This is a genomic window from Serratia sp. PGPR-27, assembly GCF_022678525.1.
Classification (GTDB): Bacteria; Pseudomonadota; Gammaproteobacteria; order Enterobacterales; family Enterobacteriaceae; genus Serratia; species Serratia nematodiphila.
Genome location: NZ_JALBYS010000015.1, coordinates 39,492 through 62,913, shown reverse-complemented (window position 1 = coordinate 62,913; position 23,422 = coordinate 39,492). Strand labels below are relative to the sequence as shown.

The 23,422-nt window shown below is 51.3% G+C and carries 12 protein-coding genes and 2 pseudogenes; 6 read left to right on the top strand and 8 right to left on the bottom strand.

Annotated features, from left to right (window positions below; genetic code table 11):
• The 6 genes and pseudogenes from MMS95_RS10480 to MMS95_RS10455 all read right to left on the bottom strand — a co-directional run.
• Entirely contained in the window at positions 1-5,943 is a 5,943-nt protein-coding gene (locus tag MMS95_RS10480) for a DEAD/DEAH box helicase (RefSeq protein WP_242141650.1), read from the bottom strand.
• A 14-nt stretch (positions 5,944-5,957) separates the two neighbouring features.
• Positions 5,958-8,738 carry a kinetochore protein gene (locus MMS95_RS10475; RefSeq protein ID WP_242141649.1) on the bottom strand — a complete coding sequence of 927 codons (2,781 nt, stop codon included), beginning with the start codon at positions 8,736-8,738 and terminating at the stop codon, positions 5,958-5,960.
• Between the two features lie 35 nt (positions 8,739-8,773).
• On the bottom strand, positions 8,774-11,539 hold the full coding sequence (locus MMS95_RS10470) for a hypothetical protein (RefSeq protein WP_242141648.1): 2,766 nt from the start codon (positions 11,537-11,539) through the stop codon (positions 8,774-8,776).
• A gap of 9 nt (positions 11,540-11,548) precedes the next feature.
• On the bottom strand, positions 11,549-12,664 hold the full coding sequence (locus MMS95_RS10465) for a DNA cytosine methyltransferase (protein ID WP_242141647.1): 1,116 nt from the start codon (positions 12,662-12,664) through the stop codon (positions 11,549-11,551).
• Positions 12,665-12,802: 138 nt separating this feature from the next.
• A pseudogene (locus MMS95_RS10460) lies at positions 12,803-13,270 on the bottom strand (GNAT family N-acetyltransferase).
• A pseudogene (locus tag MMS95_RS10455) lies at positions 13,252-13,543 on the bottom strand (Arm DNA-binding domain-containing protein); the annotation flags it as partial. The pseudogenes MMS95_RS10460 and MMS95_RS10455, both read right to left, overlap by 19 nt.
• 317 nt (positions 13,544-13,860) lie before the next feature.
• On the opposite strand from MMS95_RS10455, the gene MMS95_RS10450 reads away from it, so the two are divergent.
• The 3 genes from MMS95_RS10450 to MMS95_RS10440 all read left to right on the top strand — a co-directional run bounded on the left by MMS95_RS10450 (position 13,861) and on the right by MMS95_RS10440 (position 19,862).
• A complete protein-coding gene (locus MMS95_RS10450) occupies positions 13,861-14,445 on the top strand; it encodes a TetR/AcrR family transcriptional regulator (protein WP_060444381.1) in 585 nt (194 codons plus the stop codon).
• A gap of 916 nt (positions 14,446-15,361) precedes the next feature.
• Complete coding sequence (locus MMS95_RS10445) at positions 15,362-16,525, top strand: efflux RND transporter periplasmic adaptor subunit (protein ID WP_242141646.1); 1,164 nt, start codon at positions 15,362-15,364, stop codon at positions 16,523-16,525.
• A 10-nt stretch (positions 16,526-16,535) separates the two neighbouring features.
• Entirely contained in the window at positions 16,536-19,862 is a 3,327-nt protein-coding gene (locus MMS95_RS10440; protein ID WP_242141645.1) for an efflux RND transporter permease subunit, read from the top strand.
• A 54-nt stretch (positions 19,863-19,916) separates the two neighbouring features.
• Here the strand turns inward: MMS95_RS10440 and MMS95_RS10435 are convergent, their stop codons facing one another.
• Positions 19,917-20,345 carry a tautomerase family protein gene (locus MMS95_RS10435; RefSeq protein WP_048322987.1) on the bottom strand — a complete coding sequence of 143 codons (429 nt, stop codon included), beginning with the start codon at positions 20,343-20,345 and terminating at the stop codon, positions 19,917-19,919.
• Positions 20,346-20,500: 155 nt separating this feature from the next.
• Between MMS95_RS10435 and MMS95_RS10430 the strand changes: the two genes are divergently transcribed.
• A complete protein-coding gene (locus MMS95_RS10430; RefSeq protein WP_242141644.1) occupies positions 20,501-20,995 on the top strand; it encodes a helix-turn-helix domain-containing protein in 495 nt (164 codons plus the stop codon).
• Positions 20,996-21,002: 7 nt separating this feature from the next.
• Here MMS95_RS10430 and MMS95_RS10425 read toward each other — a convergent pair whose 3' ends face one another.
• Positions 21,003-21,686, bottom strand: coding sequence for a LuxR C-terminal-related transcriptional regulator (locus MMS95_RS10425; protein WP_232733352.1), 684 nt, complete (start codon positions 21,684-21,686; stop codon positions 21,003-21,005).
• Between the two features lie 375 nt (positions 21,687-22,061).
• On the opposite strand from MMS95_RS10425, the gene MMS95_RS10420 reads away from it, so the two are divergent.
• Positions 22,062-22,595: a fimbrial protein gene (locus MMS95_RS10420; RefSeq protein WP_033633310.1), complete on the top strand. Its 534-nt coding sequence runs from the start codon at positions 22,062-22,064 to the stop codon at positions 22,593-22,595.
• An 88-nt stretch (positions 22,596-22,683) separates the two neighbouring features.
• Positions 22,684-23,406 (top strand): molecular chaperone, encoded by a 723-nt coding sequence (locus MMS95_RS10415; RefSeq protein WP_242141643.1) that lies wholly within the window; start codon positions 22,684-22,686, stop codon positions 23,404-23,406.
• Positions 23,407-23,422 lie beyond the last annotated feature (16 nt).

The following is a 23,422-nucleotide window of genomic DNA, read 5'->3' as shown; positions in this document are numbered from 1 at the left end:
TCACTCCTGAGGTGAAGACGCCTGAGTCCGTAATTTCGCCATTTCAGTCCCCATGCGGCGGGACAAAGCAAAAGTATTCGTAGCGTCTATGTCCACCTCATATGAAAATGCCTCAAGTTCGGGGTTTGCAGCAAATGCAGCATCGGGATCCCAGAATGGATGTAGTACGGCAGCCCAGCGCCCGTCCCCGGTGCGAATCACGGGTATATTCCCCATCACTTTTACGTCACTGTCGCTGTATAGCGAAGCGGCTTCTTTGGCTAATCGCAGGGCATTTTCCGGCCAGTCAGCTACGCCCGGAGAGGTAAAATCACCGTTCAGCCCAGCGTTATAGGTTTGATCCAGAAGAAGTTGAATAACATCCAGTCCCAGACGCCAGTCCAGCAATCCGTGATACGGCTGGTTTCCGTATCGGTGCAGGCAGTGATAACACCCCTGAAAACAGCGTTCGCGATGTTCGGATTGCAGAAACTCAGCCAGTGGGTAGGCCGTTTTGTTATTTAAAATCTTCTTCATGACCTCAAGGATAATGAGAGAACCGGATGCGTCCTTCTGCTGTAGCCGTTCACATAACCCTGAACCATTTACCAGACGATCGGCCATTTGCAGAACCGGTACCGACTTGCCGTTTTTCAGCATTTGAACGCGGGGTTCCAGAATTTCGATTTCTTCAGGATCAATATCCAGTAGCTCTTTTGATGCATAGTTAACAATGATAAAAGACGCAGAGAGCGCAGCAGCTCTGAATGCAGGAGTTAGAGTAGAATACTGTAGCCGGAGTCCCGGCGGGGTTTGGGCAACCATCAGCGCAAGTAGATCAGTCACTTTAGGCGCGGCAAGATAAAATGTGTTTCGAGTTTCTCCCCGATCGGTAAAGCGATTTTTAACTAACAGATCGGCCTCAATAATTTGACTATCCATCCAAATCCGGTTCGCCCAAAGCGGCTGGGAACTCCCCTGTTTTCTGAAAGGAACTGATAAGCTCCCCTGTGTTGCGCTGAAACCACGCCATGTTTTATCGGTGTAAATTCCCCGATTCAGGCGGTGCAGACATGTTTGCGGCTGAAGCTGTATCGCCACATTAACGTCAGGCTCTGGCATTGCAGAGAAAGTGTAGGCTTCTGCAATTGATACACGACTGGCCGTGGTCAGGATTTGATCAAAATCCTCTTTTGCCGATTTTGGTTCCAGCGTTGTGATAAATCCATAAGGAACATAGCATTGATAGCGTTCCGCCTTATCCATAACGGCGCCGCATATCGTACATTCGGTGGTCAAAGAGTTTGCCGGAACCCAGATGTTGCACACCGGACATGCGGTCATTGTTCTGAGTTCACCCGGTTCGCAGGCATTTGAATAAAATGATCGTGGATTTTTTCTGCTCTGTTTAAGCATTCCACTGTAACCTGCTGTAAAGTAGCGTCGTTTATCCTGAACCAGAATTTTTCCGGGGGCAAATTCCTGTATCGCAATATCCAGATCGCGATCCATGCTGGCAAATTCGATTTCTTTTTCACCTGAGCTGACTGGCCTTGTCAGCAAAAGGCGTGATCGGGTCGGCATGCCATACATTGGGAGTTTACCGTGTTCCGCCAGCGCTTCTGCCAGTCCTTTCGCCTCCATTGCACTGTCGTTCAGTACGGCGTTAATATCTTGAATCAGTTGTTCCGGCGTCAAAGGCTGAATAATTTTCTGGAACAAATGGTGGTCTTGCTGCGTGCAAGTCCGTGCAAATTCATCGCGCGCCAGGATGGTTGCTTCGATAGCCTGCCGGATTTTTGGCAGCCAGTCCGTTTGGTTTTCTTTCAGCCAGTGCACCGGGAAAAACTCACCGTGGTTATCAGGGACGTGTGCGTAGTCGTCAACTGACCATGGGTGATCTGCTTTTTCCGTTTGCTGCCTTAACCATTTGAATGCTGACACCAACCAGATTTTTCGTACCAGTCTCTGGCAGATCATTTCCAGTTTTGTGGTCAAAAACGGTGGAGGAGGGAGATCGCCGGTAATTTTTTCCGGATGCCGGAAGTAAAACAGATCGTGACTTTTGCTACGACACGCGGTTAATACGAATGAAAACGCTTGTCCACGTCGTCCGGCACGTCCGACACGTTGTTGATAATTAAAGCGCTGTGGCGGCATGTTGGCCTGAAAGACCGCACGTAAATCACCGATATCCACTCCCACTTCCATGGTTGTGGTTACGGAAAGCACATCTACTACGCGAGCTGCCCGGTCAAGATCTCGATCGGGCGTAAAATCTTTCATTCCTTCTGGCAAAATATCATCATCGTCGGCAATCAGAATACCTTTAAACCGGCGTAGCCTTGCTGCCGGATTTTCGGTCATTCCAGTCAGCTCCTCTGAGCGCATCCGGTGAATACCAGAAGAATGCGAGAGGCGTTTGCCGAGATAATGTTGCATCTGGAGCGTTTTTGCATCACTGCACGGCGTTTCGGGTAAAGGAGAGTAGCAGCGAGTACAGATTCCAGCGCCGGTGTGCATGTGTATACGCCCACAACGGGAGCAGCGCCAGACGCGATCGGTAGGTTCCGCCAGGCGAAAGTGCACTTTACCAATATCAATAATACCGCCCTGATGACCCGCCAGCTCCAGTCGCCGGAGAAAACTATCAATTAAAGATAATGGCTCGCCTCCTGAACGCTGGCATATCTCCTGCGTAAAGCGGTACAGGCGGTTTCTACGATTGACATCGCGCGCTGAACTCCATGGGGTTTCTGGCTTTGTATATTGTGAAGGAGTAACCCGGTACGCGTCTGCCAACACACGAAACATTGCGTCATAAATCGCGAGATGTTCCCGTGAGTCGTTTCCGGTAATGGGAAGGCAGGGATAACCCCAACCGGACTCTTCCAGCGCGAAGTAGGTTTTACTGAATACGCTTTCCCCCACCAGCCGTTTCAGATCGCGTGAAATCTCCTGTCGTGCCACAAGCAGGTTGTCTTCATAGGATGGAAGCGCCTTCCAGCACCACGCCCCCTCCGCGTTCTTTTCAAAGAGTTGTTGCCATGCAAAGGTCAGCGTGCCTTCTCCATATTTTTCAGGATCGGGAACCGGGGCAATACCAGTACGATCGGAAGGGTGAATGCCTGCATCTACCTGCGCCCTTAACAGCAAGCCAAGTGGTTGACCTGCATCCGGCGATTCAGGTTCGAGGATTTCACGCAGAGGTATACTGTCAGCTTCAGGCTTTGATAATAACCCTCTGATTTTCTTTCGTTCATCAGCAAGTTTATCCAGTTCATCCTCTTCCTCATCCGACCTTACGTTGAGGTTAATCAGTGTTTTGTTCCGGTTATCTATCTCTGCCTGGCGTAGTTTTAGTTGGTTATGGGACGGTTTATCAGCCGCAATGGACTGCAGCGAATGGACAACAATTTCTCGTCTGACGTCGTCATGATGACCCGATTCCAGATCGAGCGCCGCCCTTGCGGCATCTTGACGACTGTCTGAAAACGTTACCAGTTGCTCACGGTTACCCGATCGCTGTAGTTCCGCCATTAGCGAGCTGGCCAGTAGCTGTGTCGTTTTCGAAAAACCGACGCGAAAGCTACGGATTGGAGAGAGCTTACCTTTGCCGTATTTGTAGGATGTACCACATGCCGGACACTGAAAAGGTAGCGCCGTTCCCGGTGACTGGCTGGATGACTGGCCTCTTTCCGGAGAGGCAAATTCACCGGGTTTGACGTAATAGAACCAGCCCGCGATATGGTTTTCCGGTAGCGGTTTTAAGAGCGATACTGGGTGTTGAATAGTGGCGGTAAATGGATCGTAGCTGGCTTCGCCCCATGTACCGAAAGCATCGTCGTCATTTAACATTTCGTTGCCTTTAGGCCAGAAACGTTCAACGACCGGCATAAATAGCGCGTATTCTTCAGCAGATCGGCGTTCTACCATGACTGATTTTGCGTGTTCCGGTAGCTGTTCCGTATCCGGGTCGTTGGGTAAAAGTTCAATTCGACTTTCTGAACCAGAAAAGACTGAAGGTTTACCGCCCAAAAAGAGATTGCCGCAACATTCACAATAGAGTAATTCGACACGCCGCGATGTTTTATCTTTGCCGTAACGTAAGCCGGACTCTACGGTAAGATCGCCAAAATAGCGGTGATTGACTTCTTGCGCAGATGCAACACTGGAGGCAGGCAATGGCGCGGCATATAACCCTTCCAGTGCGCGCAAAAAAGCATGCGCGCGGAAACGCGGCGCGCCGATATCATCAGGAAAATCATTTGAAAACCATTGCGGCCAGTCTCCTTCAGTCGAGCGCAACCAGATTAATGCCCGGAGCGCTATTTCACTATGGGGTTGGGCATTAAACAGGCGTGAACTGAGCATTGTAATTGACGTGGCTCTCGGAGAATGATCGTCCGTATAGCAGCCACTTTCAAGCAGGTTGGCAGCCTGTAAGACGACACGTTGCGCCAATTGCTCTGTAGAAGCTTCACTGGTTGTCATTCCCATGCTGCGGGCGACATTTTGCCAATGTTGTAATGATGTAAGTGGTGCTTGCTGTAACTGAAGCACTGCGTGATAAAACGCATCCAAGTCCCCCTGGAAAAGAGACATATTGCCCGGGCGAAGGGTGTCGCCTTTGATAATACATTCCCTCCAGTCGCTGGAGGTGGCACCTGAGGGTAGTCCCCTCTGACCAAACATTCCCCATAAATATTCGACGCTTTGTTCACCTTCAGGACCTTCAACGGGTAAAGAGGCGCTGGAGGCCAGAATACGCAATTTATGTCGGTGTTTTTCCTGATCCAGCCCCAGCCGACTGATCAAATGCTTAAGCAAGTAGCTGACTTCGGTACCGGCGGTTCCTCGCTGTAGATGAAGTTCGTCAAGGATAAGATAAAAATAGGCATCAGGGTCACGCTCAATCCACTGTCGGGTTTGTTCAAAAATAGGATCGTCCACCTCACGAACCAGCATCGTTGAGAGCATGCTGGTGTTGGTGATCAGAATATCGGGCGGTGTCTTTTGCATTTCCCAGCGGCTGAGAACCTCTCCACCAGCAGTTCTGGGGAAATTAAACGACAATTCGTTATCCTTGCCCTGCTGTGCTTGTCGTACAGCCTCCTGATGGGTCTCTTCCGTTAATTGCATATACTCACGTAGCTCAGTGATTTTTTTAGCCACGCGCTTTTTCTCATTTTTTTCTTCACTGAGTCGGGGATGTTTGAGCCAGCCAGTTACTTTAGTTGCGCTGGTATAACGGCCAAAAAAGATTCGGTTGCCGCCAAAATGCGCATCCATGACATCATGAGCTTCGCTGGAATCCAGTGCCCGTCGCATACGTACCAGTTGATCTTCTACCAGGGCGTTCATCGGGTAGAGGATCAGCGCGCGTACCGCTTTCGGACGTGCAGCGGCCTCATGCTCGCGCATGAAGCTGGGCTGTTTATCCGCTACCTTATGCCACCACGGTTGCCAGTGCTTCAACGCCGGACTTTTCGGCCAGCCAGTGGCTTCTTTTGCGATCTGCGCCAGAACCGGTAGCAAAAATGATTCTGTTTTACCGGAGCCGGTTCCGGAGGTGACGATGCCCGGCTTCCCTGGCTGTACCCCTCTTTTCAGCATGTCCAGTTGATGGGTATAGAGATTAAAACGTCCCTTAGTCGGATCTGTTTTATTGCGGGGCAGAAGTCCACCTAAACAGAGGTCGATGAATGCCCTCCTTTGTTGCGCATTAAACCCAGGCAACCATGTCTGACCATGAGTATCATTTCGTAATTCACTGATAGTTAAACCATAGTGCTGATATCGGGGCATCGGTTCAAGAAATAGATCAGCGCATAATGTCCCTTGCTGTTCCAGTAACGCTCGCCGTCCAGACTGTATGTCTGATGAATCAATACGGAAGGCCGTTTCAAGATACGAAATATAAAAATCTCTTATTGATTCAAATGTTTCCAGAGGGTTATTCATTGTTATTCCTTTGCTTATAACTGGAAAAGGTGCTCAAGTACGCTTGCCGATTCGCCGCTAGTCATTTCCTGAACATATGGCCCTAATTCTGGGGCAAGAACGTCAATCGTGGCCGCAATATCTAGTGTTGTACTACGGCCGAGACCATAAGCCAGACGGGAAACGGCTTGCGCTTGTTCATCAGGAAGTAAAGAGAGTAGCGCTGCTTTTAGCGCTTCCCATGGCGCACAAGCTTGGTACTCTGGCCGGTGGTTGTCCACAAAGATTGCCTGCCATAGTTCTGGGGGAATACGAGAAGGCGTGATGTCAGTATTTTGCTCAAATGGCCGTTCATCCGACCATATATTCTCTGCCAGAAACAGGGGTAACTGGTAAGCAAGAGGAGCCTGTAATGGAAACGTGCTTTTCCCGGTGGTGAATGTGAGTAAAAAAAGTATCGGGTGCCGAATGGGTAAATGTCGTAGAGCCTGCTGCCGATCCGTCCAACTGCATGCGGCAGGATGGGGAGTTCTGAATAAACACTCGTGGAGTTCAGGGAGCAGAGTTTCTGGCGGAGTGCGGTTAAAACCACGCAATTCAACAATGCTCGCCAGCCCTGCCTCTTGTTGTTGGGTCAAAAAATCACCCAGCGTCATGGTAAGAGTATCGCCAGATAAGCGGATCAGTGTGGGGGAGTTCATTAAATCACTGAAGCTAAAATGATCGCTATGTACCGACACTTCCCCCCAAACATTACCAGCTAAAAGGTTCGCTAATGAGGCGATAGCCTGTTTTGTCTGTTTTCCCATCAATCCGATCGCAGGTGTAATACTCGCAGTGGCAATCAGACTGGATAATAAAGATTCACTTAGTCCCGTCGCCAGTGCCTCTTTTTCGATAGCCGATATCAGCTGATGCTTGCGAGTCAGAGCATTCGTCTCTGCTAATGGGAAATTAGAATTTGCTGATTCGGCTACAGATTCTGAGGTTATTCGTTGTTGGGCTGGTTGCTCCTGTGCTGTTTCATTTTTGATTATTGCCCGCAGTAACGCTGTCTGGGCCAGCGTTTCCACTCCCGCTTGAGATGCGGCTTCAAAGGTCTTTTTTATCCGTTGTTCCAGTTCATTTTCTTGCTGACGTAGCGCTTTATTAATGCGATCAGTTTCTTTTTTCAACTTTTTCTTCTGATCGGCTATTTCATTTTCAAGCTGTATTTTCTTTTCAGATAATACCGTTATCGATTGTTTAATCTGGTGCTGCTCGTCTTCGTAACGAGCCAATATTTCCTGCTTCTCAATATTAATTTTCGTCTCAACCTCAGGTAAAGCCAGTAACTGTTGAGTCATATCATTAAGAAAGGATCTCATATCTGCTATCTGTTCCAGATGAGATACTGCGCGAAGATAGGATGCCTCGTTATCAGACTCATGTTCAGCAATAAAATGAGTTAAATTTTGTAGCTGCCCTTTACTGAATTGAGGGAAATATTTTGCTGAATCAGTTCGTTTAAGCAGGCGTTTGATCCACGTGCTGGCTTCCGCGCAATCATATTTTTCACTTACCTGAGGGAGTTCAGTGATCACCGTGAGGGCATGAGCGTCAAGTAGTGTCTGAGGAATCTGACGATAACTCTCCAGCGGCATATCAAAGTCATATTTTTTAGGATCCGGCAAGTCACCCGGTAATCTCAGGGATACGCCATCACTTAGCTGAAAAATGACCGGCGTATCGTTTTGCGGCTGGTAGTTTGTGAGTAACCACTCCCTGACAGCGTCAGGCTCATCAGAGGCATGGGGTAGCGCGACTACAGGATAAACGCGCGACAGGTAGTCAGTAATGACATACTGCGCAGGTTTATCAGACGGCTGATATCGGGCTTTCCATATTGCTATTTCACCTCGAGTAATTTTTTTGTTGAAATAGCTTTCAAAACCAATTGCTTCACCGCCATGGGGGAAAATTTCTTTTACCAGTTCCTCCGGGAGATCTCGTAGGTTGCCATTAATTAACAGACTAACCGGCGTAACAAAAAAAGCGCCGGACGCGGTTAACGCTAACACTTTTCCAATGAACATAACTTCGTCCATCGCACCGTCGATTTCTTTGGACACAACGGGAGGAGCTTTTATTACACTGGTACCATCCATTGTTTTAAGGTCGTTACTGGCTTCAAATTGTTCGATAAGTTCACCCAATTTCCGCGCCAGCGGTAAAGAATGTTCTGATAGCTTTGTCCGCCATTGATTATCGGCTGTGCGCGTTCCTTGGAGTGCATAAACTAATCCCCCAACAAATAGTGGAATAGTTCGATCTGGTATAGGAATTTCTTTACCCTGACTAATCAAGGCACATTGCTCAATGTCTTCATCAGTGACATTAATTGTCATGGAGTCAGAAACACCATGTTGGGATAAATCAATTTGTTCGCCGCTTAGGAATTTCGTTATAATATCAGGGCAGTCAGAAGAAATATAGAATCCCAGAATTGTGCGCCATAGCGGTTTACAGAGAGCAATATCTTCCGTATTACTTTCTGCTTCTAACAGTTCCCTAAGAACGGTTTGTGGATCATTTGGTTCAGAAAACGTCAAATTTTCACGAAGCCAATCAGACACTATAGGCTTGGCTTTAGGTGGTAACGTACGGAGAAAATGTAGCCTTTTTTCTGGTCCTTTCGGTAAATTATCCGCTTTAGCGCCATTTCTGGTGAGCCTTTGTTTGCACTCTTGCAAGCATCTGCTCAATTCATGAGATTCTGTACCGAAGTAGTACATTTGTCCCAGCCGGTCGCTGATAATATTTTTCTTTTTAGCCATCTTAAACGTTCTCCTTACTACCTGATTCTGTAAAATTATTGTAAGGTTCTACGCAGCTTGCGTATTGTCAGCGCTCTGTTCCGTCGTTCCAACGCGCGTTGGGACGACGGGGAAACCATTAAATTGTCCCAGAGTGGAAATTTCCCCCCTGCAAATAAGTAACCACCATTATCTGTTATCGACAAGCATCCATGGGCAACATGGATCCACCACTGTAAAACGGAGGGCGGTAACGCAAAGATTTTCTTTGACCAGCACCAGTCAGTATCGCCTTTTTGCACGCCAACCGTTTCTCCTGAGCATATCATTTGAGCCATTAATGCCCAGGAGAAGCTATCAGTTTGCCAGTATCCGGTGTTCTGCCGAATAAAATAACGATAACGCTGCTTTTCCTGACACCGTATCAATAGATTATTAGCCGTTTGAGTAAGCCGCTGTTCTTCTGACCATTGGTATTTTTCAGCTTGCCATAGCGACACATGGAGTTCCGGGGGTAAAGCCGGGATAAACTGCATTTGAGACAGCGGTAGCAATACTCCGCTCAAAGCATTTACGGAGAAATCGTCGTGACTAACCAAACGTAACCCAAACTGTTCAATGAAAGCATGAATACGCTCTCTGGCTGATAGATGCAATTCAATACAACCCATTGAACAACCTTTATCCTCAACCAACCGACGCCCTATTCGCTCACCGTTATTAAGTGCTTCTTGGAGAAGATTACGTTCACTTCTTGTAAACATCCCCAGAATTCGGGCAACAACTCCCTGCTCAGTGACATCAACGGAAATGGTTCTTTCAGCCAATGAGACTAACGAATATGGCGCATGACGTCGTTGTACTACACAAAGCCAGCCAGCAGCAAAGAGCATGCGACGCAATTGCCACTCGGGTATCCTCGTTACCTGTGATACGGGGTCAATATGTTGTTTTAATTCACCAAAAGGCAATGTGCTACGACGTTGAAAACGCAATGCCAGCGCCTCAGCGAGCCAGTCAAATGCTGCGGGTATATTATGTAACTCGGTATATTGGCATGTTACAGGAAGGCAATTTTCATACTGCCATAACATCTGAGCACCACTCAATGGTGTTATTTCTTCGCGTTTCAGTGGGGGGATCACTGCCGTATCCCCTAACGCCATTAATACTCCCGATGGTCCATCAACAAGCCAATCATGTGGCTCTGTAATTTTACAATAAGTGGCGTAAGGCGCGTGATCTAACACGTGTACATCAAAATTTACTGGGATATCTGAATGCGCTGACGTAAGTTCGTAGCGACAAAATGCCTGACCAGATATTTCCATCAACTCCTCTGGTGGAATGAATAATCCTTCAGCTCCCTGAGATAGCGAGCCATGAGTTAATTCTTCTCCGTCTTTATTGCTGATGACATAGCATCCTCTTAGTACTTCAGGCATATGAATTATCGGTGTACTGGCAGGGTTAAGCAGTATAGCCTGTCCAAATCGAGCTGCACCTGACATACGAGGTCGAGCAGGCTGCCATCCCTGTATTAGAAAACGACGGGCTTCTTCTGGTAACAAACGGGCAATCTTATCCAGCGTTTGCCTGCCAACTTTATCGGAAGAAACTATCGACCATTTGGTAGATTCAATATCCCGACGTTGTACTCTTTCGCCAACCTTCTTCAAGACAGTAAAAATACTGTCTGCATATGTATGATGAAGTATTAAATAGGTTGGAGAATCTTCATAATATTCTCCTTCTGAACTAATATGACAAAAACCATCACGAAAAAGCGGCAAACACCCAGACCGCAGTGCTACTCCCACTCGTGATTTATAGAAGTAACCCTTCCGTTTTTTTAATAAAAAATCCAAGGAATTTAGTGTAGTGCCTGTATCTCGTTCGTAATATATATTATTATAGTTCTCTATTTCATTAGACAAGGAGTAATAACGCTGAATTTCTGAGGCTGTAGCAGCAGCGTCATCCATAAGAAGATAAATCTCCGGATTGCCTGAATCATTAAACTCCATGTGAATACAATACTTACCATTCTCTTTGAGTTGTTCTCTCTCTGTATGTACAGTGATATCACGAACAGCGCCCCAAAAAGGAGAGTCATAAGCCTGCTGCATGGCAGCCTTTGAAAGTAATGTTCTGAACTCAATAAACTCTTGGTTAAAAACTTCGCTAAAATAAGATATATATTGATGTACTACCTTATTAACTGATTCAAAAGTTGAATAGTTATCTAATTTATTATCGATGAGAATATTCCGTAAAAAGACCTCATCTTTGTAGCAGGGAAAAGCAATTCTCTTGGAATACCCAATCAATCTCTCATGCTTTGATGGCCTTGGCAAGATTAAACGGGTACAGTTTTGTCTTTTACTACTCCATCTTTCTAACCTTTCCCATAAGTTGGGTAATTCAGTAAAAACAAATTTTTTATTTTTATCAAAGCCAAGCAGCACAGAAAATCGAACCCGAAAATCCCCTTCGTCATGTGTTTCATCATCAGCACTGGCAGCAAGTAATGTTAAATATAAAACGGCAAAATAAGTAGGGTATCCTTTTATTTGCGCTAAAATGTCTAATCGCGAATCATCCCTGAGAGCATCCTGGATTTTAGACGCTTTTTTTCCAAACGAAATCAGGAAACTTCGCTTAGCATCCTCTTTGCTACGTGGACCTGCAAGTTGCTCAAAAATGCGTCCCGTAGTATCAATCCGGCTTAAAGTCGAGCCCGTATGCGAAGACTCAAGAAAGACGATCTTTACTAGTTCAGCATTCCATTCTTCTAAAGTAACCGGGAAAAAATCATCCATACTCACCGCCTAATTACCGTTCGCTGTCATCTTTTTCAAACCAGCACCAGAAAATAAATGCCGAAAAAGTACCTCAGCCAGCAGTGGAGGAACAGCATTACCAATTTGGGTAAATTTTGACTCGATGTCTCCTACAGGTTCAAAACCCTGTGGAAAAGTTTGTATTCGTGCACATTCCCGCCATGATAACCGCCTTGCCTGTTCCAGTTTGGGACGAGAAGTATCAACAATTAGATGCTCATATTCATCAGAAAAGTCCCAGCGCTGCTTCCAGCCATCCTCCAGGTTTGACCATGTTAACTTCATCACCGGGCTGGCAGGATGTAATGTCACATGACGCCAGTTAGCTACGACGGTGTAAGCAGGGCTGTCCCATAGAGCTTTACGATTTCGGGACATGAAATACCATGAGAAATGCCCTTCAGGATCATGTGGTCGTTCGTAAAACTCACCTTCAGGCCATAGTGGTAAATCCCTAATAGCCTCACCATGTGAAACATAGGGTTTTAAATGAGGATTCTTTTTTGTCGCTTTGCCATGTGTTTCAGCAGGAAATTCAAAGTATTGCCCCAGATCGTTTCTGACGCCAATAATAAACAAACGCTTGCGCGACTGAGGCACGCCGTAAGCCCTCGCGTTTACCATATGATAGCTGACTTGGTACCCGGCAGCTTTATATGCCGTGAGCTGTTGTTCCAGAAAGCTACCTGCCCCTAAATGTTTCAAGCCCGAAACATTCTCAGCAACAAAATACTTCGGCTGAACAGTCTCTAATACCCGTAAAAAGTGTTTATAAAGGTTTGTTCTGTCGTCATTATTAGGTTTTCTGTTACCTGCCATTGAAAATGACTGACAGGGATAGCCTCCAACAACAATATCAACATCCGGAAAAGACAAAATTTGAGAGATATCACTATGCCTGATATCACTATCGGGGAAATAGTTCCCTAATGTTTTGCAGGCATTCTCTACAACATCGTTGGCAAAGACGACGTCTCCACCAGCTGAGGTAATTCCAAAATCCATACCACCACAACCGGAGAAAAGTGAAAGTACCCGAATATTATCGTTCTCTCTCTCAAAAACACTGCTCATACGCCCATACCAAATATCTTCTTCTAACAAACCGTAACTGGTTGTTAATTTACCATAAAATCATAGAGAAAGATTATACCCCTCTGTAAAGAAACTTACATCAATATACTTAGCTTTGGAGGGGGAAGTGGTGTTTTTGTTTTTAAGGTATTACTAAATGGCCGTTCTTCAGATAGCGCTTCCCACCAAATCCCCCATCAGCAACATCCATCGGCAACAGCTCAAACCCCACCCGCAGATAAAATTCCCGCGCTTCGTCAGACAACGCATCAACCAGCGTCCCGCGAATACCGATGGTTTCCTCCACCTGTATTACCCGCAACTCGGCGTCACGTATCAGTGCCAGCCCCATACCTTGCCTATGTAGCGATTTATCCACCTCTAGGCGTCCCAGCACCAGAAGGGGATCGGGTAAGACATATTGCGACAAAAGCGCACGGGGGCAGTATTTGTTGTTACAGCGCTGGAAGCCAGCGAGTAGGAAGCCATCACCTTAGCATCGTCGAAGCAGACAAACGTGCGGGATGCGACGGAAAGCTGGTTCTTCATCGCCCACTGTTTTAACCAGTTATCCATAGAATCCACTCCACAACAGAACGAGGTAAGAATATGCCCTGTATGAAGTGGAAAATGTATTTATTGAAAGCCTCCAGAATGTCAGAGGCATATCCTTCAGACCGTCGACCAACTCTCCGTCGCATGCCACTCAAGCGCCACGGTCTGGAACGTGTTGTTGAGCTGTACATCGCAAACCAGTTTCTCTTATTTCTTTGTTATTGATGGATCGATCCCTTCGGCCAACTTTTTCTTGGCTTCATCACGCCATGCCCTCGCCTGCGCGAGAGTCACTGTAGGGTACACGCCAAAGGCCATGCGCTTCTCTTTCCCGTTGAAGCGATATTTCATGCGGCAGTATATGGACGTCTAAGCCTCTCTCCGCAGCGCTTTTCTCCGCTGCCGGAAACGGAAAAATCCACGCTTCGGCGTGGATTTTTTTGTCTCTAGGGCCTGCGTTTTGGCAACCAGGACGCCGTCTCACCCTCCCGGTTCTTTCCCACTGAACGATCTTCGCCGTACGTTTTATTGCGCCCTTCATGACGGCATTATCCGCATCGCTGCACGAAAAATGGCTCTCGTGTTGATACTTTGTCCTACAGGAAAAAGCTTGTCATCTTCCGTTGCAGTCTTATAATGAGTGTTTACTCACTTATTAAAGGAGCCTCAAAGTGGCCCGTCCCCGCAGTGAAGAAAAGCAGCAGGCGCTCTTGCAGGCCGCCACCGACATTTTTGCCGAACAAGGATTAGCGGCGCCCACATCGGCCATCGCCAGGAAAGCCGGCGTCTCGGAAGGCACGCTGTTCCGCTACTTTGAAAATAAGGACGTACTGCTGAGCGCAGTCTGCGACTACCTGCTTGATGAAATGGAGCGCCTGCTGACGCAAAGCTTGCAGGGCGTTTTGCCGGGTAAAGATCAAATGCAGCTCGCCTGGGATGCCTACATTGATTGGGCGCTCGCCAATCCCGCCGCGTATGCGACAGGGAACAAATTGATGGTCTCCGGCAAGTTATCCCCTGCACAGAGGGAAAGAAGCGTACGGTTCGGTGATATTTCCCAGCTGGGTATTCCATTGGTCCAAGGGCTGGATTTACCGCAGTCGAGCGAGTTTCAGGGCATGATCTGCACGGTAATGGCCAATGGCGTTATCGATATGGCCGTTCAAAAACCGCACCTGTTGGATATTTACAAACGCGCAGGTTATGAAGCCATGGTGCGGGCCATTGAGCTTCCTGGCGCTCATACAGCCATCTAGCTTCTTTTTTTAATTAAAAAATGAGTATGTACTCACGCATTAAAAAGACACGACAATCATGCCACCCGTTTCAAAACTAAAAATGCTGCGGAGACGGGCCTGTCCAAGGCTCCGCCGACTCACAATCGTTTCTTTTATTCTCAACGTGTCTTTGATCCTCTGCGGGTGCGTAACCTCGCCTGCATCAGACCGTCTGTCAGGAACCCAGCATGTTCCAGCAACATGGCGAGCCTCCCCGTCTGACTCGGCACATGTGCCTGTGTGGAATGCATGGCCCTCCGCCCGAAATGAATCCGGCGCCCGGCGCTTGCGCGCTCCGGCTGGCAAGCCCAGTCACGAGGAGAATGAGCGCGGAGCAAAAACGCCGGTTGCGCGTGCCAATTTGGAGTGCGCTCAAACATTATGGAATGACGCTCGCAAACTGGCTGCGGCAGAGGCTGCGGCCCTCTATTACGCATCGCGTACCTGCCGGCGACAACACGCGTTCTCTACCCAAAGCGCGCCATTGCCTGAATCCTTCGAACGGGCGATACAAACGCCCCCTCGCCGGGCGTCCCAATCTGGTCAGAAGGAAGTCGCCGAGCGTGGCAAAGCCGAACCCGATGGAAGCGAGATCAACCGCCACACGACCCAGCATTCTGCTCCCCGGACGTTGGATCTATCGAGCGTAGACACCGACCCCGGCGAAAGCGAGGCGGATTGGCAGGCTGAACCGCATGAGCATCATAACCGCGTGCGATCCACAGTGCGGAAGTGGATACGGCGTTTGTTCACTTCGTCAGAGCGGGCAATGCTTCAACGCCAGGCTGAACCGCAGCAGAACAGCACCGGATTCGTTTGAAATTCAATACAGAACAATACATCGCCGCGCCGTTGGCGACTGGTCCGACAAATAATTACCTTATGGGTTCTCCCGATGACACAACTGATAGCTCAAAACACACGCCCCCGCTTTTGGTCTTTACAGACACTTCGTACAACCGTGCTGGTGATGCCGATTGTCGCCTTATCGGCCTGCGATGCGCCGGCGGACAAGGTCGCCCCACCGGCAGATAAACCGATGCTGACCGTGGCCCTGACAACACCGGCAATACAGCCCCTTTCCCGCACTGTCACGGCTAATGGTTCGATTGCGGCCTGGCAAGAGGCGATCATCAGCCCGGAAGCCAATGGGCTGCGCGTGCAAAAACTGTTGGTGCAGGAGGGGGATGTTGTACGTCAGGGCCAACCTCTGGCGGAATTTACACGCGACTCCGTGATGAATGACTGGCTGCTGGCGAAAGCCGATCTCAACGAAGCGAAAGCGGTCACTCTGAATGCGCAAGCGGATGGAAAACGAGCGCGATTGCTGCGCGGTGTCGGCAGCCTGAGCGAACAGGATATTCAGAAACTGTTAACCCAGGAAAAGACGGCGCAGGCGCGTCTGGAGTCGGCGAAAGCACGTATGGCGGCTCAGCAGTTGCGGCTGGACCAGACGATATTACGCGCCCCCGACGACGGCATCATCTCCGCGCGATCGGCCACGATCGGTTCAGTTCCTATGCAAAGCACCGAAATGTTTCGCCTGATCCGCCAGGGAAAATTTGAATGGCGGGCGGAATTGTCGGCGCAGCAGCTGGAACAAATCCAACCGGGGCAAAAAGCGCAGATCGCCTCACCTGGCGGTAACACCTGGGAAGGCGTCGTGCGCCTGGCGGCACCGACGGTCAATGCGACCTCGCGCCGCGGGATTGCCTATGTGGACATCCTCCCATCGACAGCGAAGAACGCCTCTCCCATTCGGCCCGGCACGTATGCCAGCGGTACGATTACGATAGGCGATCGGCAAGGGCTGACCGTGCCGCAATCCGCCGTCGTGGCGCGCGACGGTTTTCACCTGGTGTTCACCGTAGATGACGAGATGCGTGCACATTCGCTTAAAGTCGCGGTAGGCCGTCTGGTGCATGACCAGCAGGAGATCCTGTCCGGTCTTCAAGGCGCGGAACGCATCGTCGCCAGCGGCGGCGTGTTCCTCAATGAGGGCGATAAAGTCCAGTTGGCCAACACGGCCGAGGCTTCCCACTCATCGGAACCGCGCTAAGAGGCCCATCATGAATATCTCTACCTGGTCCATTCGCAACCCCATTCCGTCTATCTTGCTCTTTGTCATCTTGAGCGTTGCCGGCTTTTATTCTTTCGAGTTGATGAAGATCCAGAGCTTCCCGGACATGGATGTGCCCACGGTGACCGTGTCCGCTTCGCTTCCGGGCGCTGCGCCGCCCCAACTCGAAACGGAGGTGGCGCGCAAGCTGGAGGACACCGTCTCTTCGGTGCAGGGATTGAAGAACCTGCGCACCACGATCCAGGACGGGCTGGTCGATATCTCAGCGGAGTTTCGTCTGGAAAAACCCGTTCAGGAAGCGGTGGATGAAGTCCGGTCAGCCGTGCAAAGCATTCGCACCGAGTTGCCGACGGATTTACGTGATCCTATCGTTCGCAAGCTCAACATCACGGGCAAACCTATCCTGGCCTTTTCCATCAGCGCCAGCAAGATGGATGAGAATGAACTGTCCTGGTTTGTGGACAATACCCTGTCGCGGCGTCTGAGAGGCGTCGCCGGCGTAGGGTCGGTCACCCGTGTGGGCGGCGTGAACCGCGAGATCCAAGTCGAACTCGATCCGGTCAAACTGGAGGCGATTGGCGCCACCGCCGCCGAGGTTTCCCGTCAGTTGCGTGATGTACAGATGGACGCGACGGGCGGGCGAGTCGATCTGGGGCGGGGAAAACAACCGCTGCGTTTGGTCGCCCGCGTCAAGAACGTGGATGAATTAGCCGCAGTCGAACTGTCGTTGCCCGGCGGGCAACGTTTTCGCCTGGACGACGTGGCGACGCTGAAAGACACCATTGCGGAACGCAGTGCACTTGCGCTCCTCAACGGCAAGAAGGTGGTGGGCTTTGAGATCACGCGCGCCAAAGGCGCCGGTGAAGTCGAGGTCGGCAACAAGGTTGAAAAAGTTCTGGCGCAATTGCGCACGGAGCGGCCTGATTTGCACATCACGCAGGTCTTCGACTTTGTACGGCCTGTGCAAGAGGAGTTCGACGCCTCCATGCACATGATTTATGAAGGCGCCATTCTCGCTATCCTGGTGGTCTTCATGTTTCTGCGCGATATCCGCGCGACGTTGATCTCGGCGGCGGCTTTGCCCCTGTCGATTTTACCGGCCTTCATCGGTATGGACATGATGGGCTTTTCGCTCAGTATCGTCACGCTGCTGGCGCTGTCGCTGGTGATTGGCCTGTTGGTGGATGATGCCATCGTCGAAGTGGAGAACATCGAACGCCACATCGGCATGGGTAAACCGCCGTACCAGGCCGCGATGGATGCCGCATCGGAAATCGGCCTGGCCGTCGTCGCCACGACGTTTGCCTTGATCGCCGTTTTCCTGCCGACGGCCTTCATGTCCGGCGTTGCCGGAAGATTCTTCACGCAGTTTGGATGGACGGCGGCGCTGGCGGTATTTGCCTCGCTGGTTGTGGCGCGCTTGCTGACGCCAATGATGGCCGCCTACCTGATGAAACCGCATGTGCGCCCTCAGCGCGATCCTTTCTGGATGGCGATCTACCTGCGCGCCTGCCGGTGGACACTGCGGCACCGCGGGCTCACCCTGGCGCTGGCCGGCGGGTTCTTTATCGGCTCTCTGATGCTTATTCCTCTGCTGCCCCAGGGTTTTTTCCCTGCAGATGACAACTCCCAGACGCAGGTGACGTTGGAACTGCCGCCTGGGAGCACGCTGGAACAAACCCAGGCCATGGCAGAACTCGCTCGGCATCGCCTGGCTCCCATCCCGCATATCCGTAACATCTATACCACCATCGGTGGCGGTGCAACGGGCGGCGATGTCATGGCTTCCGATGGGAAAACCGACGTTCGCATGGCAACGCTGACGGTGTTGTTGGATGTGCGTAAAGCGCGCCCGAAGAAGCAGGTCATCGAAGGCGAGATACGCACGGCAATGGCAGCACTTCCGGGGGTTCGCAGCAAAGTGGGGTTTGGCGGATCAGGTGAAAAATACCAGTTGGTGTTGGCCGGCGATGATCCTCAGCTGCTGGCTAAGGCGGCCGATTCAGTATTAAGTGATCTGCGGCAGCTCCCCGGCCTCGGTAACATTACCTCCAGTGCCGGGCTGGCGCGCAGCGAAATCCTCCTGCAACCCAATTTCGCCAAAGCGGCCGATCTTGGCGTATCGGGCGTCGCTATTGCCGATACTTTGCGTATTGCGACCGTAGGCGACTACGATCAGTTCCTGTCTAAATTTAACGTGGAGCAGCGCCAGATCCCGATCGTCGTCAAGCTGTCAAAAGATATCCGTGAGGATATGGGATTACTTGAACGTTTGACCGTACCCGGCGCCAGAGGCCCGGTGCTGCTCAATCAGATCGTCAACATTGAGCAAGACAGTGGGCCGGCCCAGATCAATCGCATCAATCGCACACGCAGCGTGACTCTTGACGTGGAACTGTCGGGCACCCAACTCGGGGATCTGGCCGCTCAAGTGGCGAAGCTGCCGTCAATCCAGAATCTGCCGGTCGGCGTGCACCAGGTTGTGCAGGGTGATGACGAAATGATGAAGGAACTGTTTGCCGGTTTCGGCACGGCTATGGTCGCCGGTATCCTGGCCATCTATATCGTGCTGGTTCTGCTGTTCAAAGACTTCTTCCAACCGATCACCATTCTGGCTGCGCTCCCGCTGTCATTGGGCGGCGCATTCGTCGGGTTACTGCTGGCGGGCCAGTCGTTCACGATGTCATCCCTGATCGGGTTAATCATGTTGATGGGGATTGCGACCAAAAACTCGATACTGCTGGTCGATTATGCGATCGAGTCACGGCGCGGCCATTACGGCCCGAATGGCGAAGTGCTCAATAAACCCATGAGCCGAACGGAGGCGCTGATTGATGCCTGCCACAAACGTTCCCGCCCCGTCATCATGACGACGTTAGCGATGGGAGCAGGCATGTTGCCTGTGGCTCTGGGTTTCGGCAGTGCCGATCCCAGCTTCCGCAGCCCGATGGCGGTGGCCGTCATCGGAGGATTGATCACCTCCACCGTGCTGAGCCTGCTGGTTATTCCTGTCGTTTATACCCTGATTGACGATCTTGAAAACTGGCTGCGCAAGTTGCCCAGCCTGCTGGCACGCAGCAAGAACCTGAGCGGGAGGAAGAAAGCCGGGTTTGCCATGCTTATCGTAGTTCTGCTGTATTGGCTGGCATTTCCTGTCATTCCGTTCCTCGACATCCCCTACAAGATTGTCGTTGTCTCTACGCTTGTCGTGGTCGGCGAAACCTTGTTTGTCATTGCCATCGCCTTGCTGGGCAAAGAGTATTGGGGCCAGATCAAACACTGGCTGCGGCAGAAGGTCTTTAAGCGAAAAGGCTAAGCGCTGATAACGGTTCGCGGTGGCGAATAGCGTTTTGCCGCCGCCGCTCCCCCATCAACTTCCCTCCCACACCGAAGGCCGATTCTCGCTGCGCCACTTCTCCCCCGCCGCCGTTCCCGGCACCGGCGGTTTCAATCCGTCAATGGTCCACAGCGAGAACGGCGTTTCGTCCACGTGCAGCTCCCAACGCAGCCCGCGTGCGGCGATGTAGGGTTGCAGGATGCGGGTGCAGGCCGCCAGGAATTGCTGCTGCTCTGCGTCGTTGTCCATGGCGCGCGCGATATGGTCGATAGTCACCCGCACGAAATCATCGGCCGCTTCGCCGCCGAGATACGCCGTACCGGGCGGCAGCGCGTGGAAAAAGACGTTGACGTAAAAACGCGGCAAAAAGTCCTGATACAGGGCGGTGATCTTCTGTGCGATTGCGCGTTTATCGGCGGCGCTGAAGGCCGGCTCCGGGTGGTAAATCTGCCACAGTGGCATCGCGTTGTCTCCTAGGCTTTCCGGCCGGCGTTCAGGCCATCAGCCGCTGTTAATCATAAACTCCAATAATAAGAGTAATAACTCCAATTATTGAAGTTATCAAGCCGAGGCGATAAAATTCTCGGCAATCAGGCGGCAAGCGGAGGTAAGGCAACGTGAAAGCAAAAGGGTTTGAAGGCATGACGTGCTCGGTGGCGCACGTGCTGTCAGCACTGGGCGATCGCTGGGGCGCGATTCTCATGCGCGATCTATTGCTGGGGCTCTCGCGCTATGACGATCTGCGCCACTCGACCGGCATCACCAACAATACGCTGGCCGACCGGCTCAAGGCCCTGGAAAGCCACGGCCTTATCGAAAAGCGGCAATACCAAACGCGCCCCGCTCGCTACGAGTATCTGCCGACGGAGAAGGGAAAAGATCTCGGGCTGCTGGTGATGGCGATGATTCAGATTGGCGACAAATGGAATCTGTCCGAGCTGGCCGGGCCGCCACTGCGCGTGGTTGACCGCACGACCGGCCACCCCGCCACCCTGCGCGTGGTAGATGCCGTGACCGGCGAATCTCTGCCGCCGCAAAGCCTGGCGCTGGCGGCCGGGCCGGGCGCCGACGAAATGACGCAATGGCGACTGGCCGTCGGCCAGGCCCGTTAACGGCGCGCTACAGCAGCGCAATCATCTTCAGCAATTCCACCCGATTGCGGATGCCGAACTTCTTGCCGGCATTGTTGAGGTGCGAATAAACGGTTTTCGGGTGCAAATTCAGCCGCCGCGCGGTCAGGCGGATATCTTCCGTACGGGCCGTTTCACACAGCACCGCCGCCTCGCCGGGCGTGATCGCCGCCGCCCGATGCCGCCTCACCACGCGCCGTTCGCCCGCCTCTTCACGGCGGACTAGCGCCGCGCAGGTTTCCCACACCACTCGCAGCGCTTCCCGTTTGTGCAAAATCGCATCCGGCTGCGCCGCCGCGATAAATGCCATGATCAGCGGCGAAGTCTTATCGACGAAGAACAGTATCCGGACGCCTTCATATTCAGCACGTGAGGCGTGAATAAATCGCAAATACGCTTCGAACCGATAAATTTCATGGGGAAAATCCATGATAATTAAATCAGGCGCAGGGCTTATATTTTTAATAATATTAATATTGGGCGAGGATAAGGTTATCACTCCTTCTCCCAATAATGTTTTCATCCCCAAACAGCACAGCGGCGAACCGTCGATATAAATCACTCTCACTTTAATTCTCCTTATCAGCGTGAAAGTATGCTTCCACACCTCAGGCGGCTTGTCGCTGCTCTTTTTTGGGGTAATTCGCCTGCAAAGCACACCGATATAAAACATCTTGATAACATGTTTTTCAAATAATCACGCAACAGCCAGCACTTTGATTAATACGCAAAAAAGGCATGAATGTTTCAAATTATTTCATAAACAAAAACCGACGATCCAATAAAAACGCAACGCAATGATATAGATCTATTTTCCATTTTGTATGATATAAGCAAAAATGAAAATAAATGTAACAACCCGCATCGCAAACTTATTACCATGCGGAAAACACCTATAGGGAAAATTCTTAGTTTGTTAGGATGAAAATCCATGTTTGCCGACGCGTTTAAAAAACAATTGCGCAACATGATTAATCAACAAACGCACGTCAGTAATTTATTACTGTCAGGAAAGCTTTTCTCTAAATTTAATTAAAGGGTATTTCACATGAATGTTAAATTAGTCGCATTATCCATGCTGGCTCTCTCCGGCGCCTGTGCGGCCGCCTCGTCCAATACCGTGCAATTCAAAGGCGAAGTCAGCACGCAAACCTGTTCGGTGAATATTAACGGCAACCAATCCAACCCGGTCGTGTTGCTGCCGACCGTCGCCGCCAGCCAGCTCGCCACCAAAGGCGCCACCGCCGGCGACACCACCTTTACCGTTAACGTCACGGGCTGTGCGGCGGCGACCAGCGATACGGCGATCAAAACCGTGTTGGCGGGCAACAACCCGACCACCAACGGCAATCTGGGCAACGCGGGCGATGCGGCCAAGGTGTCCATTCAACTGCTGGACAGCGACGCCACCACGCCGCTGTCGTTCGCCAGCGGTTCGACCGTCACCACGTCGGCGATGACGCTGGCGAAAGACGCCACCTCCACCTCGCAGAACCTGGTGGCCCGCTACTACGCGGAAGACACCGGCGTGGCGGCCGGTTCGGTGATCGCCACCGCCCAGTTCGCCATTAGCTACAAATAAGCCGGCGTCAGGCGCCATACCTGTTGATGCCAGCGCCGTTCCTTAGCGGACGGCGCTGAATGACTCGCTTCTTTATCGGTTCACGTTTATGCCGCAGATATCCCGTTCCGCCCGCCGATGGGCCGCCCTGTCGCTTTGCCTGATGAGTTTTGCCGCCCCCCACGCCTTGGCCAGCGTAACGCTGCTCGGCAACCGCGTGATCTACCCCGCCGAGGCGCGAGAGAAAACGCTGCAGTTCACCAACGATGACGGCGTCCCGGCGCTGATGCAGATCTGGCTCGACATCAACAACCCGCAGTCCACGCCGGAAAACGCCGATGCGCCCTTTGTCGCCTCGCCGCAAATCTTCCGCATGGATCCGCACAGCGGGCAAATGGTGCGGCTGTCGTTCGTCGGCCAGCCGCTGGCGCGCGATCGCGAATCGCTGTTCTACCTCAACTTCCTGCAGGTCCCCGCCGTGCGTCAGACGGACAGCGACAAGAACAAACTGCTGCTGGTGGTCACCAACCGGCTGAAAGTGTTCTATCGCCCGGCCGGGCTGGCCGGCGACGCCAACCACGTCATCGATCGCCTTAGCCTGCGTCAGGTCGGCAACGCGCTGCGCGTCGACAACCCGACCGGCTACTACGCCAACGTCAGCCAGGCGGTAATTCTGAGCGGTGCGAAGCGCAGCGCCATTCCGCAGGCGGATCTGATCCCGCCGTTTTCACAGGCCAATTGGCCAGTGAACGGTGAGGTGCGGCAGATCGCGCTGCGCGTCATCAATGACTATGGGGTGGAAATCACACGCACCCTGAACGTCGCGCGCTGAAACCAGACAGGGAGGT

What these genes read in the sequence shown, in the direction of transcription:
- MMS95_RS10480 (WP_242141650.1), bottom strand. Translation starts at nt 5,943, where the DNA reads ATGAATAACCCTCTGGAAACATTTGAATCAATAAGAGATTTTTATATT.
- MMS95_RS10475 (WP_242141649.1), bottom strand. Translation starts at nt 8,738, where the DNA reads ATGGCTAAAAAGAAAAATATTATCAGCGACCGGCTGGGACAAATGTAC.
- MMS95_RS10470 (WP_242141648.1), bottom strand. Translation starts at nt 11,539, where the DNA reads ATGGATGATTTTTTCCCGGTTACTTTAGAAGAATGGAATGCTGAACTA.
- MMS95_RS10445 (WP_242141646.1), top strand. Translation starts at nt 15,362, where the DNA reads ATGACACAACTGATAGCTCAAAACACACGCCCCCGCTTTTGGTCTTTA.
- MMS95_RS10440 (WP_242141645.1), top strand. Translation starts at nt 16,536, where the DNA reads ATGAATATCTCTACCTGGTCCATTCGCAACCCCATTCCGTCTATCTTG.
- MMS95_RS10435 (WP_048322987.1), bottom strand. Translation starts at nt 20,345, where the DNA reads ATGCCACTGTGGCAGATTTACCACCCGGAGCCGGCCTTCAGCGCCGCC.
- MMS95_RS10425 (WP_232733352.1), bottom strand. Translation starts at nt 21,686, where the DNA reads ATGTTTTATATCGGTGTGCTTTGCAGGCGAATTACCCCAAAAAAGAGC.
- MMS95_RS10420 (WP_033633310.1), top strand. Translation starts at nt 22,062, where the DNA reads ATGAATGTTAAATTAGTCGCATTATCCATGCTGGCTCTCTCCGGCGCC.
- MMS95_RS10415 (WP_242141643.1), top strand. Translation starts at nt 22,684, where the DNA reads ATGCCGCAGATATCCCGTTCCGCCCGCCGATGGGCCGCCCTGTCGCTT.